General features: G+C 62.6%; 9 protein-coding genes and 1 pseudogene. 7 read left to right on the top strand and 3 right to left on the bottom strand.

Features of this window, described 5'->3' with window-relative positions; translation table 11 throughout:
* Positions 1–42: 42 nt before the first annotated feature.
* The 3 genes and pseudogenes from P9292_RS06760 to P9292_RS06750 form a co-directional block, all read right to left on the bottom strand.
* Entirely contained in the window at positions 43–1,128 is a 1,086-nt protein-coding gene (locus tag P9292_RS06760; protein ID WP_250494111.1) for a linear amide C-N hydrolase, read from the bottom strand.
* Positions 1,129–1,603: 475 nt separating this feature from the next.
* Positions 1,604–2,778: pseudogene (gene ampC, locus P9292_RS06755) on the bottom strand (class C beta-lactamase).
* Positions 2,779–2,801: 23 nt separating this feature from the next.
* Positions 2,802–3,563 carry a YoaK family protein gene (locus P9292_RS06750; protein ID WP_244830159.1) on the bottom strand — a complete coding sequence of 254 codons (762 nt, stop codon included), beginning with the start codon at positions 3,561–3,563 and terminating at the stop codon, positions 2,802–2,804.
* A 106-nt stretch (positions 3,564–3,669) separates the two neighbouring features.
* Here P9292_RS06750 and P9292_RS06745 point away from each other — a divergent pair, with 106 nt between their 5' ends.
* From P9292_RS06745 to tviB, 7 genes are all read left to right on the top strand, one after another.
* The gene (locus P9292_RS06745) at positions 3,670–4,149 is read left to right on the top strand and encodes a MarR family winged helix-turn-helix transcriptional regulator (RefSeq protein ID WP_244830158.1); all 480 of its coding nucleotides are present in this window, start codon (positions 3,670–3,672) and stop codon (positions 4,147–4,149) included.
* Positions 4,146–6,248 (top strand): FUSC family protein, encoded by a 2,103-nt coding sequence (locus tag P9292_RS06740; protein ID WP_309958403.1) that lies wholly within the window; start codon positions 4,146–4,148, stop codon positions 6,246–6,248. Before P9292_RS06745 ends, P9292_RS06740 begins: the two co-directional genes overlap by 4 nt.
* Positions 6,249–6,282: 34 nt before the next feature.
* Positions 6,283–6,492, top strand: coding sequence for a DUF1656 domain-containing protein (locus P9292_RS06735; RefSeq protein WP_244830156.1), 210 nt, complete (start codon positions 6,283–6,285; stop codon positions 6,490–6,492).
* A complete protein-coding gene (locus P9292_RS06730) occupies positions 6,489–7,511 on the top strand; it encodes an HlyD family secretion protein (RefSeq protein WP_309958402.1) in 1,023 nt (340 codons plus the stop codon). Before P9292_RS06735 ends, P9292_RS06730 begins: the two co-directional genes overlap by 4 nt.
* A 17-nt stretch (positions 7,512–7,528) precedes the next feature.
* On the top strand, positions 7,529–9,007 hold the full coding sequence (locus tag P9292_RS06725; protein ID WP_284509443.1) for an efflux transporter outer membrane subunit: 1,479 nt from the start codon (positions 7,529–7,531) through the stop codon (positions 9,005–9,007).
* Between the two features lie 506 nt (positions 9,008–9,513).
* The gene (locus P9292_RS06720; RefSeq protein WP_309958401.1) at positions 9,514–11,760 is read left to right on the top strand and encodes a polysaccharide biosynthesis tyrosine autokinase; all 2,247 of its coding nucleotides are present in this window, start codon (positions 9,514–9,516) and stop codon (positions 11,758–11,760) included.
* Between the two features lie 80 nt (positions 11,761–11,840).
* Positions 11,841–13,118 (top strand): Vi polysaccharide biosynthesis UDP-N-acetylglucosamine C-6 dehydrogenase TviB, encoded by a 1,278-nt coding sequence (gene tviB / locus P9292_RS06715; RefSeq protein ID WP_250527903.1) that lies wholly within the window; start codon positions 11,841–11,843, stop codon positions 13,116–13,118.
* Positions 13,119–13,124 lie beyond the last annotated feature (6 nt).

The following is a 13,124-nucleotide window of genomic DNA, read 5'->3' as shown; positions in this document are numbered from 1 at the left end:
GCGCCGGCCTCGATTTTGAGATGGAGGGACGCCGCACGCGCGTCACTGCGCTTTCGCGGGCAGGAAGGTGAACGACGGCGTCGTCACGAATTTATCCGCCGTCTCGCCCGAGAACACTTGGCCCGCGTCGATGGTCAGCTTCCTCACCGGCGCGCCCGGGCGCAGATCGACCTTGCTCAGAGACACCCAGAACGTGTCCGGGCGCGTGGCCGAATCGAAGTAATAGACGAGGTTGGTCTGGTCGGACACCGTGCGCCAGATCGTCGACGAGAGATTCGGCATGTTGTCGGAGCGAATGCCGAGCGGCACGCTCACCGAACGCATCACGCTCATCACGCTTGCCGCCGCCTGGAACGGATACGACTTCTGCGGCACGCCCGCCATGTAGTTCGGGTCGGCCTGCTTGGGGATCGAATTCATGAGGAACGACGCGCGCACGAAGCGGTCCGCCGCGCGGTTCGTGCCCGGCAGGAACGCCGTGCCGCTGACGCCTTTCCAGTATGCGTCGATGGCGAGCTGGTCTTCATACGCCGGCGAATTCGTCACCACCTTGTACTGCTTGCTTTGATGGATGATCAGTTTGCCCTTGATGTACTCGAAGATCGCGGAGTCGCCGCGCGCGTCCGAGAGCGCCAGATGGATGGTGAGCGGCTTGCCGTCCGGCAAAGGCGGCGCGATGATCTGAAACGGCTCGCGGCTCAGCACATAGACCGCTTGCGCGACCGTCGCGAAATTGTCGAGCGCGTACTGGGCCCACAGGCTTATGGAGAGCGGATCGCGTTTCGGGTCGGGTTTGCCGTAGTCGCTCTCGGCGAGATAAAGCGCATTCGCGACGAGTCCGCGTTCGTTCATGCCATCAACGGTGCCGATGTCGTAGCCCGATACCACCACGCTCCCGTACTTCGCTTTCCATTTGGTGGAACGCTCGCCGGCGTTGCCATCGCGCTCGATGCCGGCAGGCATCACCCAAAGGTTGGACCGCATGTCTTCGGACCAGTCCATCGTGCGGCCCGTGATGGTGAGTTTGTCGCCGACATACAGCGCGCGCGTACAAGCGAGAGCAAGCGAGGTGGACAACCAAGCAAGTGCAAAGAGACAGACAAGCTTCCGGGTGAATCCTCGGGTCATGGCAACAATTCCGTTTATCGTTTCGAATTCTGAATGAGGACGGCGAAACCCTTTCGCGCGATGAACGGCGGCGCGTTTCTAGAGGTGACGCCGCGCCGTCTTCAGAAATAGGGGAATTCCCAGCGTTTGTAAAGACGAAATGCCAAGCACGCCGAACATCGGCGCCAAAGGTGAGCCAGCTTAACCAACCGGTGAAAATTACCTAAACAAATACAATGAATCAATAGCTTAAGGATTTTTTCCCGCACGTCGTCAAGTGAGCAGGAGCGGCAGAATAACAGGCCCGCTTTCAATCACACGCATGTTCGGAGAAATAATGCGGCGTCGAATATCGACTTCGCAACCGACCCGGCCGCCAGGCAGTCATAGCGATACGGTAATCGCGACGGTGATGTTCTGAGCGCGTGGGTATCGGCTCAACCCACGCGCCTTTATGGACGTCGATGCGCTTCTCGCGATGCAGCGCATCTTTAACCTACTTCACGGTATCCAGCGCCTTGACGATCGCATGCGCCGCCGCGACGCGTTCCGGAATAGGGAAGTTCTTGTTCGCCAGAAACACGATGCCCACGTCCTCTTCCGGCACGAATGCCAGATAAGCACCAAAGCCGTTGGTCGAACCCGTCTTGTTGATCCACACGTCCTGACGCGGTTTCATCGGCGGGTCGAGGCGCGTGGCGGGATGCGCTTCCAGCGCCATCGAAGATGAATTGCCGTCGAGCAACGCCTGCAGTTCGACCGGATACGGATACTGCTCCCAGATCAAATCCTGCGTCATCGGCCCGGTTTGAAAGTAGCCCGTATGCGTGGCGACGATCGCGCGTTGCAGCTTTGCATCGATACGTCCTGCTTCGTTCATGTTGGCCAGCAAGAAGCGCGTCATGTCGCCAGCAGTCGACTTCACGCCATAAGCCTCCGACGACAACACGCCCGGCGCCATGCGAATGGGCGCGCCGTCCTTCGCGTAACCTTGCGCGTAATCGTGCTTGCGCGAAGGCGGCACGTCGATGAACGTGTTCTTCAATCCCAGCGCCGCAAAGATGCGCTGCTGCATGAGCTGATCGAAATCGGCATTCATGCTCTTCGCCGCGATGAACCCCAGCATGCCGATACCCGGATTCGCATACGTGCGGCACGTGCCCGGCTCGCACGAAGGTTTCCACGCCTCGAAATACTTGATCAGTTGCGCGTTGTCGTGAATGTCGTCGGGGACTTGCAGCGGCAAGCCGCCCGGCGTGTGCGTGCCGAGTTCGACGAGCGTCACGTCGTCGCCGAAACGGCTGCCGCGCAGCGACGGCACGAAGCGGCTCACGTGATCGTCGAGAGAAAGATGGCCGGTCATTTCGGCATAGGAAGCGAGCGTCGCCGTGAACGTCTTGCTCACCGATCCCAGTTCGAACAAGGTATCGCGCGTGACGGGCCTCGCGCCTTTCTCGACGCCACGCCATAGTTATAGATATGCGTCTTGCCATCGAGTACGATCCCCACCGCCATGCCCGCAATGCCATTGCGCGCCATCAAGGGCTCGATGGTGCGATCGACGGTCTGCCTGATGGCCTTGTCGCTCGCCGCCGCCGCATTCGCCGCTTGGCTCGCGCCGATGGAAAAAATGGCCGTTGCCAAAAGGCTCAACGTCCCGATCCTGATCATGCAACGTCTCCGTTTTAGTGTGACTACTTCCGCGCCCGTCTCAGGCCAGCGGATAAATCGTCCATCACCGGCACCGCCGCAAAGAGCAGCAGCAAGGCCGCAAGCGGTACGGTCGCGATGAACCCGAGATGCGCGAAGCCTACCGCGCCTGCAAAGCCGCCCGCGATGAACATCGCGAAAAGCGAACTCAAGAGCGCGAGCCGCGCATGATTGGCGCGCACATAGCGCTCGTCGTCGCGCCCGACGCGCCGGTTCCAATACAGACTCTTGCCCAGCTCTATGCCGATATCCGTGACGAGTCCCGTCACATGCGTCGTGCGAATCTCGGCTTTCGATATCTTGGTGATCATCGCGTTCTGCAGGCCCATCACGAAGCACAGCAGCATGACGGTCATCGGCACGTCCCAGAAACGATGCGCCTCCAGATTCGCGCCGAGCACGCCGAACACCAGCAACAGGCAGGCTTCGAGGACGAGCGGAACCGCGAACACGCTATGCGCCGCGCGCTGGCGTCCCCAGTTGATGAGCAACGCGGAAGTCGCGGCTCCCGCGACGAACGCGAGCACCGCGCTCATCGCCGAGAACACGAGCGCCGCTTGCCCGAGCACGAAATTATCCGCGATCGACGACACCAGCCCCGACATGTGCGAGGTGTATTGACCCACGGCGAGAAAGCCGCCCGCATTGGCCGCGCCCGCCACGAAGGCCAGCGCGCAACCGAGGCGGCGGTTGGCCGACTGCGTGCGGCTGGGCGAAGTCAGGCCCCGGAGATAGGCGATCGGCATGACGTTTCCCGCACGATGAAGAGACAAAAAAGATAACACGAGCGTGCCGCGATATTTTTGATCGATAGGACGCTAACGAATAAAACTGCCGATATAATCGCGCCCCATGAGCCATCTCGACCTTCTGCGCCGCTCCGTCAGCAGCACACTCGTACTTGCCGCGCGGCGCTGGCGGCGTACGAGTCATGGCGTGCTCGCGTCCTATGGCGTCTCTGAAGCGTGCGCGGTTCCGCTGCTCACGGCCAACCGGCTCGGTGAGAGCGTGCGGCAAGTGACGCTCGCGGAGCATGTCGGTATCGAGGGACCGTCGCTCGTGCGTCTGCTCGACCAGCTATGCGCGGCCGGACTCGTGCGGCGCGACGAAGACCCCGAAGACAAGCGCGCCAAGACCATCACACTCACCGACGAAGGCCGCGCCGTCACCGCGCGCATGGAAGAGCGCCTGATGTCGCTGCGCGCGCGGCTGCTCAAGGGCGTGAGCCGCGAGGACCTCGAAACCACGCTGCGCGTGCTCAACGCGTTCAGCGCCACGCTCGACACCGTGCCCGCACGCGATGACGGCAAGAGCGGAGCGCGCACGCCATGAACTTCCCGTCCGCGCGCGAGTGGCTCTTCTCCGGCAAGACCTTCGCCGCCGCGATGATCGCGCTTTATATCGGCCTCGCGCTCGAACTGCCGCGCCCGTACTGGGCAATGGCCACGGTCTATATCGTCTCGAACCCGTTCGTCGGCGCGACGCGCTCGAAGGCTTTGTATCGCGCGCTCGGCACGGCTATCGGCGCGGCGGGCGCGGTGCTGATCGTGCCGCCGTTCGTCGAGTCGCCGTTTCTGTTCAGCGTGATCGTCGCGCTATGGACGGGCTCCCTGCTCTTTCTCTCCATGTTCGACCGCACCGCGCGCAGCTACGTGTTCCTGCTCGCGGGCTATACGCTGCCGCTGATCGCGCTGCCTTCCGTGTTGAACCCGGCCACCGTGTTCGATCTCGCGATCTCGCGCACCGAAGAGATTCTGCTCGGCATCGTGGTGGCGAGCATCGTCGGCTCCGTGGTGTTTCCGAGCCGGCTCGCGCCGACGCTCGTCGAGCGCACCGACGCGTGGTTTCGCGACGCCGCGTTCTACGCGAGCGAATCGCTCTCCGGGCGGCTCGCGGGGGCGGCCATCTCGGCGGCGCGGCAACGGCTCGCCGCTACGGTGAACGGCCTCGAAGTGCTGTTGAGCCAGTTGACCTACGACCATACGCGGCCGGATATCGTGAGCCGCGCGCGCGCCTTGCAAGGACGCATGCAGATTTTCTTGCCGCTGATCTCGTCGATGGCCGACCCGCTCATCGAACTGATCGATAAACGCGGCGCGGGCACGCCGGAGTTGCAGGCGCTGCTGCAAGACGTGGCTGCGTGGGTCGCCGCGCCCATGCCCGATTCCGCCGAGCCGACCGCCGTCGAAGCCTTCGCGCGCACGCCGGATGCGCTGCGTGCCCGCGCCGAAGCCATGCGGCCATCCGCCGAAGGACTTGCGAGCGAGAACGGCGCATTGCTCTCCAGCGCGCTCTGGCGGCTCACGCAAGTCATCGACGTATGGCAGGACATCCGCAGTTTGCGCCTCGCCATCCTGAACGACACCCACGAATGGCAACCGCGCTTTCGTCACTGGCGTCTTGGCGGCACCGCGCGCTTCTTCGATCGCGGCATGATGCTGTTCTCGACGGGCGTGGCGGTCAGCGCGATCATCGTTGCGTGCGGCTTGTGGATCGAATCAGGCTGGAACGACGGAGCCGGCGCCGTGACGCTCGCCGCTGTCGCCTGCTGCTTCTTCGCCGCGCTCGACGAACCCGCGCCCCAAGTGTTCGCATTCTTTCTCGCCACCTGCATGAGCGTGGTGCTGGCCGGTCTCTATGTGTTCGCGGTGCTGCCGCACGTGCACGACTTCGCCATGCTCGTGTTGATCTTCGCGATACCGTTCCTGATCATCGGCACGCTGATTCCGCGGCCGCGCTTCAATCTCGTCACCATGCTCGTGGCCGTCAACACGGCGACCTTCATCAGCATCCAAAGCGCCTACGAAGCGGACTTCTTCGTGTTTCTCAACAGCAATCTGGCGGGCGTCGCGGGGCTTCTGTTCGCCTTCGTCTGGACGCGCGTGACGCGGCCCTTCGGCGCGGAACTGGCCGTCGCGCGGCTCACGCGCTCGGCGTGGCGCGATATCGTCAGGAGCACCTTGCCCGAAGCCTTTCACGACCAGCGCAACTTCTACTCGCGCATGCTCGACCGGCTGATGCAGGTGCTGCCGCGTCTCGCCGCAACGGATGCGCACCGGCATCCGTCCATCGAAAGTTTCCGCGATTTTCGCGTGGCGCTCAACGCGCTCGATCTGCGCCGCGCGCGCCGCAAGATGTCGGTGGAAGTGCAATCGTCCATCGACGATGTGCTCGCCGGCGTTCGCCAGTATTTCCAGCATTGCATCGAACGGCGCGCGCGTCAGCCGGTGCCGGGCACGCTCATTCAGACCATCGACGCCGCCGCGCGGCAAGTCGTGGCGGCCAACAGCGTCGCGGAAAAAGCCGCGCCCGTCGCTTCGCGCGGCGAGCGTTCGTTGCGCGATACGCTGCATGCGCTCGTCGGCATCCGGCTTTCGCTGCATCCGCCCGCTGTCGATAAACCCGCCAACGAACGTCAGGAACCCGCGTGATGCCGTCTCGAACGCTCTCTTCGGATCGACTCGCATGATCGGCGAAATCGATATTCTCGGCGTCTTCGTGCCCGCCGTGCTCGTGCTCATGTTCATCGCTTATCTGGTGAACCTCGTGATTCGCACGGTGCTCGCACGCGTGGGCTTCTATCGTTTCGTGTGGCATCGCTCCGTTTTCGATCTCGGCATCTACGTCTTGGTGCTGGGGCTTGTCGTCGTCGTTTCGCATCGGCTCATCCCGTGAAAAAAACCTGGTTCTCCGTCGGGCAGATTCTGCTCACGCTCATCGTCGTCGCAATTGCAGGCGCGGTCCTGTGGAAGCTGGTCGATTACTACATGTTCGCGCCCTGGACGCGCGATGGCCACGTTCGCGCCGACGTCATTCAGGTCGCGCCGGACGTGGCCGGTCTCATCACCGATGTCAAGGTCGTCGACAACCAGCAAGTCAAACGCGGCGACGTGCTCTTCGTGATCGATCAGGCGCGCTACACGCTCGCACTGCGCAACGCGCAAGCCGCCGCGCAACAACGCCGCGCCACGCTCGATCAGGCGAAGCGCGAGGACGTGCGTAATCGCTCGCTCGGCAATCTCGTTGCGCGCGAGGTCGTGGAAGAAACGCATTCGCGCGTCGAACAGGCCGCTGCCGCGCTCGCGGATGCCGACGTCGCCATCGATACCGCGCGGCTCAATCTGCAGCGCACCGAAGTGCTGAGCCCGGTCGACGGTTATCTCAACGACCGCGCGCCGAAAGTCGGCGAATACGTCGCCTCGGGCCGCGCCGTGCTGTCCGTGGTCGATATGAACTCCTTCCGCGTCGATGGCTACTTCGAAGAAACCAAGCTGCATGGCATCGACATCGGCCAACCGGTGGATATCAAGGTGATGGGCGAGCCGAATCTGCTGCGCGGTCATGTGCAGAGCATCGTGGCGGCAATCGAGGATCGCGATCGTCAGCAAAGCTCGAGTCTTCTGCCGAACGTGAACCCTGCGTTCAGCTGGGTGCGGCTCGCGCAGCGAATCCCCGTGCGCGTGACGCTCGATGAGATTCCCGCCGATTTCCGCATGATCGCGGGACGCACGGCGACGGTTTCGGTACGCGGCATCGGCCCGACGGTCGGCGCGCGGCCCGCTTCGAACACCGTGCCCGCTCAGGCCACCGCGCCTGCATCGCCGGTCGCGGCGCATGCGGCTTCGGGTGCTTCGGGTGCTTCGGGTGCTTCGGGTGCTTCGGGTGCTTCGGGTGCTTCGGGTGCCTTGCGATGAAACACCGCGTCATCTCGATGCCTAAGCGACCCAAGCGACCCGCGCTGCTCAAGCGCTGCGGCCTCACGCTTCTTGCTTCCACGCTCGCGCTCGCCGGCTGCATGACAGTCGGGCCGAACTACAAGCTGCCCGACGGCGCGGTCGTCAACCGGGACTACGCGAATGCCGCCATCGATGGAGCCGATCGAGCGCCCGTCACGCAAGGCACGGTGCCCGCGAAGTGGTGGCGTCTCTACGACGATCCCGCGCTCGACGAGCTCGTCAACGAGGCGCTGCTTTCGAATTCCGATCTGCGCGTGGCGGCGGCGAATCTCGTGCGTTCGCGCGCCGAAGTGGAATTCGCCAATCAGCAAGGCGGCTTCTCGTCCAAGTCGTCGGTGGGGTTTCAGCGCGCGCAGGAATCGGCGGAGCAGTATCTGCTGACCGAAAAGCTTCCGGTCGTCAATGAAGGCGTGCTCGACCTGAGCGTCTCCTATGAATTCGATCTCTTCGGCAAGCTCAAGCGCGGTGTCGAAGCCGCCAATGCCGATGACGAAGCCATCGAAGCCGCGCTAGATCTCGCGCGCATCACCGTGGTCGCCGATGTCGTGCGCGCGTATGTCGATTCGTGCGCGGCCGCCGAAGAGCTCGGCATCGCGCAACGATCGCTGTCCTTGCAGAAGCAGCGTGTGACGCTTTCGCAGCGTCTGCGCGATGCAGGCCGTGGCAATCAGTCCGAAGTCACGCGCGGACAGACGCAGTCCGACACGCTCGCCGCAGACATCCCGCGTTATGTGGCGCGTCGCCGCGTGGCGCAGTATCGGCTCGCCATGCTGCTCGCGCGTCCTGCCGCGCAATTGCCGCGTGCCACGCTCGCCTGCAAGAAGGCGCCGCATGTGCGGCAGCCGATTCCGGTCGGCGACGGCGCGGCGCTGCTCAGACGCCGACCCGACGTGCGGCAGGCGGAGCGGCAACTGGCGGCATCGACGGCGCGTATCGGCGTGGCGACGGCGGCGCTTTATCCTTCGGTGAGTTTCGGGGCATCGGTCGGGTCGGTGGGCGTTGCCGAAGACTTGCTCGGCGCCTCGACCAACCGGTGGGCTTTCGGTCCGCTCATCAACTGGAACTTTCCGATCAACGGTCAGCGTGCGCGCGTGCGCCAGGCCGAGGCGGCATCCGGCGGCGCGCTCGCGCATTTCGACGGCGTCGTGCTCAACGCGCTGCGCGAAACGCAAAGCGCGCTTGCGAACTACGCGTCCGACACCACACGCGCCGACGCATTGCGCACCGCGTACAAGTCGGCGGTCGAATCGGCCGATGAAACGCATCGGCTGTATTCGGCGGGACGCGAATCCTTTCTCTCGGATCTCGACGCCACGCGCACCTTGACGAGCGTCGCCGCGCAAGTGGCGGCGGCCGAAGCGCAGGTCGCGCAGGATCAGGTCACGCTGTTTCTTGCGCTTGGCGGCGGATGGGAACGCGATGAAGAAGTGGCGGTGGGGGGCGGGGGTAAGTAATCGTGCTCCTTGGGCATCGACTGGAACCAGGTCGATGCCCGAGCGCATCGACTTTCAGTCCGCTATTCCCGACACTGGTTTTCCCTAATCAAAAACAAATTAGCGCGGGTTTGTATAGCGTATTAAATCTGAACAAGTCATTACGCTTATCAAAGCCTTATAAATTCGCCTGAAGATAATCACGCAATCAGGCTTGTACGTGTAAATCCCAATACTGATTTTCTCCGGCTTGTCACAAGCCATTCACCGGGAAACACCAAGCCAGATAATCGCCTTCAGGAATCCGCATGAATTTTTGAAGGCTGGCATGCACCACGATTGGATATGTGGGCTTCCGCGCATACCAGCAATCTACCCGCTGATACGGTTGCGACACGCACAATCCTCGCCTCTCTCACGGTCCTTATCGATCGGCGGCACCTTCGCGAGACGGCTCGGCAGGCCTTTATCAGCATGTCGTCTTCAAGCCTCGTTTGAATTAACCATAAGATTCGGGATCTGCTCACATGATTGCGAGTGATAAATCGTCTGAAGAAGCCGGCGTTGAATCCGATGACGAAATTCCTTTCGCAGCGCTGATTGATACGATTATTAACCACCGCATTCTTATTAGCACGGTGGTTTGTCTCGCGCTATTGATTGGCGCCGCGTATGCCTATCTAAGTCCACCGATTTTTCAATCCGCCATTCTCATCAAGGTGGATGACAACAAGGACGTTTCCAATTCACGCGCTGGCGACCCTTTAAGCAATATGTTGCCGACACTCGATGACCGCTCTTCCGCTGAAGGCGAAATTCAGGTGCTGGGTTCGAAGCTCGTCGTCTCGCGCGCCGTCGACGCACTCAAGCTCTATATCAGCGCGCGGCCGTTGCGCCTGCCCTTCATCGGCAGCCGTCTGGTTCATCACGACGGCTCGCTATCCGAGCCGGGCCTCTTCGGCTTCGGCCATTACACCTGGGGCGACGAATCCATCAGCGTCACGGACTTCGACGTGCCGCGCTCGCTCGAAGGCCAGAACTTCCTGCTCACGGCCGGCAGCGACGGCGAATACACGCTCGGCCACCCGGCGCTCGGCGCGCCCGTGACGGGCAAGGTGGGCGAGATTCTGGAAGCGCAAACCGCCAAGGGGCCGGTCAGGCTTTTCGTCTCTTCGCTCAGGGGCAATCCTGGCGCCGGCTTCAACGTCAATCATTACTCGCGTCAATTGACCATCGACGCGATTCAGAACCAGCTCAAGATCAGCGAACAAGGCAACAAGTCGAGCGTGCTGAAGGCGACGCTGGAAAGCGCCGATCCCGTGCAAGTGGCCGCGACCGTCAACGAGATCGGGCGGCAGTATGTGCGTCTCAACGGCGACCGCAAGGCGGTGATCGCGGAGAACTCGCTCACTTATCTGCAGCGCCAGTTGCCCGTGCTCAAGCAACAGATGGAAGAAGCGGAGAACGCGTACAACACGTACCGCGACGCCAACTCGCTGCTCGATTCGGACGAAGCCAACCGTCTGCTGCTCAAGCAGACAGCCGACGCCAACGGGCAACTGCTGGCCTTGCGCCATACCCGCGACGATCTCGCCACGACCTTCTCGCCTTCGCATCCGCGTGTGGTCGCGGTGGACCGGCAGATCGCCGCGACTCAGCAATTCCTCGAAAAACTCAACGACCGCACCCGCTCGATGCCGATGGCCGAGCAAGGCGCACTGCGCCTCTTGCGTAACGTGCGCGTGAATACCGATCTCTATACGGCGCTGCGCAACAACATCGAAGAGATGATGCTCATCAAGGCGGGCAAGGCGGCATCGGTGCAACTGATCGATATCGCCGACGTGCCTGAACAACCGGTCAAGCCAGTCAAGCTACTGGCGCTCGCCATCGCGCTCGTGCTCGGTCTCTTCTTCGGCATCGGGCTCGCGATGCTTCTCGATCGCGTCTTCCGTGGCGTCACGGACACGCAGGAGATCGAGATCGAGACGGGCCTTTCCGTATTCGCAACCATTCCGAAGAGCGCGCGGCAAGCTGCGCTGACGACCGCCATCGGTGGCTCCGCGCCGCGTCAGGCCGTGCTCGCCGCGCAGTTCCCGAAGGACCCGACCGTGGAGGCGCTGCGCATCCTGCGCTCCGCGTTACAGTTCACGCTGGTCGGCGCGCGCAACAACGTCGTGATGATCGCCGGGCCGCTGCCGGGCGTGGGCAAGTCGTTCCTTTCGGCGAATCTCGCCACCGTGCTGGCTTCGGGCGGCACGCGCGTGCTCCTGATCGACGCCGACTTGCGCAAGGGTTATCTGCACAAGCAGTTCGGGCTCGATCCGGGACCGGGTCTCGCCGACATGCTGGCGGGCAACCGCACGCTCGAGGCCACCGTGAATCGCCAGGTGTTTCCGAACCTCGATGTGCTGCAAGGCGGTCCTTATCCGTCGACGCCGGCCGAGCTGCTTCTGCGAGCGAAGTATCGCGAAGTGATCGACGAGGCATCGAAGGCCTACGACATCGTGCTGGTCGACGCGCCGGCCGTGCTCGCCGTATCCGATGCGGGCGCCATTGCGCCGGCCGCAGGCAGCATCTTTCTGGTTTCGTCTTACGGGCAGACGCGCGTCGGTGAAATCAAGGAATCGATCAAGCGCCTCAATCAAACCGGCGCACGCGTGACGGGCGTGCTGCTCAACAGCGTCGCATTGCATACCGCCAATACCGCGCTCGCGGGGCGCTACGGCAGCAGCGCTTATGTCGCGCATAACTACGAGTCGGCGCCCGACTGAAGCGAGAGGACATCCGGCTTTAACGGATATGCGGTAACCCAATCACAACCTTGCGTTGCTTCGAGACTGGAGACACCTCAATGCGTTCGCTCACGGACCAGAAGATCGCCGTCATCGGGCTGGGCTATGTCGGCCTGCCCCTCGCGGTGGAGTTCAGCAAGCATCACGCGGTAGTCGGCTTCGACGTAAACCGTCATCGCATCGACTCGTTGCGCGAAGGACACGACGCCACGCTGGAAGTCGGCGACGACGAGCTGCATGCGGCGCAATCGCTTGCATTCACCGACGATCCCGAAGCGCTCAAGGATTGCACCGTGTTCATCGCCACGGTGCCGACGCCGATCGACCGGCACAAGCGCCCCGACCTCGGCATGCTGCTGCGCGCAAGCGAAACGATAGGCGGCGCGCTCAAACCGGGCGACGTGGTGATCTATGAATCGACCGTATATCCGGGCGTGACCGAGGAGGAGTGCGTGCCCGTGCTCGAACGCGTGTCGGGCTTGCGCTTCAATGTCGATTTCTTCGCGGGCTACAGCCCCGAGCGGATCAACCCGGGCGACAAGCTGCATCGCTTGCCGGACATCAAGAAAGTGACTTCCGGGTCCACCCCCGAAGTGGCCGAGGCGGTAGATGAACTGTACAGACAGATCATCACCGCCGGCACGCACAAGGCCGCGAGCATTCGCGTGGCAGAAGCGGCAAAGGCAATCGAGAACACACAGCGCGACGTGAACATCGCGCTCGTCAACGAGTTGTCGATCATCTTCAACAAGATGGGTATCGACACCGAAGCCGTGCTGCTCGCCGCCGGCACGAAATGGAACTTCCTGAACTTCAGGCCCGGACTCGTGGGCGGTCACTGCATCGGCGTGGACCCGTATTACCTGACGCACATGGCGCAGTCGATCGGCTACAACCCGGAAATCATTCTCGCCGGACGGCGCCTGAACGACAGCATGGGCACGTATGCGGTCTCGCAACTCGTCAAGGCGATGACGCGTGCGCGCATCTATATTCCCGGCGCGCGCGTGCTCGTCATGGGACTCGCGTTCAAGGAGAACTGTCCGGACATGCGCAACTCGCGTGTGGTGGACATCGTCACTGAACTCACGCAATACGGCACGAATGTCGATGTCTACGACCCGTGGATCTCGCGCGAAGACGCGTTCCACGAATACGGCATCCAGCCCGTGGAAGAGCCTGCCAAGGGCGTGTACGACGCAATCGTCGTGGCGGTTTCGCACCGGCAATTCACGGAAATGGGTGCGGCCGCGCTGCATGCCTACGGCAAGGAGCAACACGTCGTCTACGATCTGAAATACGTTCTTCCCGCCGACGCAAGCGACTTGCGCCTGTAGTGCAGG

Origin of the sequence: Caballeronia sp. LZ001 (assembly GCF_031450875.1) — a bacterium.
Taxonomy (GTDB): Bacteria; Pseudomonadota; Gammaproteobacteria; order Burkholderiales; family Burkholderiaceae; genus Caballeronia.
The sequence above is the reverse complement of the archived record's forward strand: the minus strand, read 5'-3'. Positions and strand labels throughout refer to the sequence as shown.

What these genes read in the sequence shown, in the direction of transcription:
- P9292_RS06735 (WP_244830156.1), top strand. Translation starts at nt 6,283, where the DNA reads ATGATCGGCGAAATCGATATTCTCGGCGTCTTCGTGCCCGCCGTGCTC.
- tviB (WP_250527903.1), top strand. Translation starts at nt 11,841, where the DNA reads ATGCGTTCGCTCACGGACCAGAAGATCGCCGTCATCGGGCTGGGCTAT.
- P9292_RS06725 (WP_284509443.1), top strand. Translation starts at nt 7,529, where the DNA reads ATGCCTAAGCGACCCAAGCGACCCGCGCTGCTCAAGCGCTGCGGCCTC.
- P9292_RS06760 (WP_250494111.1), bottom strand. Translation starts at nt 1,128, where the DNA reads ATGACCCGAGGATTCACCCGGAAGCTTGTCTGTCTCTTTGCACTTGCT.
- P9292_RS06740 (WP_309958403.1), top strand. Translation starts at nt 4,146, where the DNA reads ATGAACTTCCCGTCCGCGCGCGAGTGGCTCTTCTCCGGCAAGACCTTC.
- P9292_RS06745 (WP_244830158.1), top strand. Translation starts at nt 3,670, where the DNA reads ATGAGCCATCTCGACCTTCTGCGCCGCTCCGTCAGCAGCACACTCGTA.
- P9292_RS06720 (WP_309958401.1), top strand. Translation starts at nt 9,514, where the DNA reads ATGATTGCGAGTGATAAATCGTCTGAAGAAGCCGGCGTTGAATCCGAT.
- P9292_RS06750 (WP_244830159.1), bottom strand. Translation starts at nt 3,563, where the DNA reads ATGCCGATCGCCTATCTCCGGGGCCTGACTTCGCCCAGCCGCACGCAG.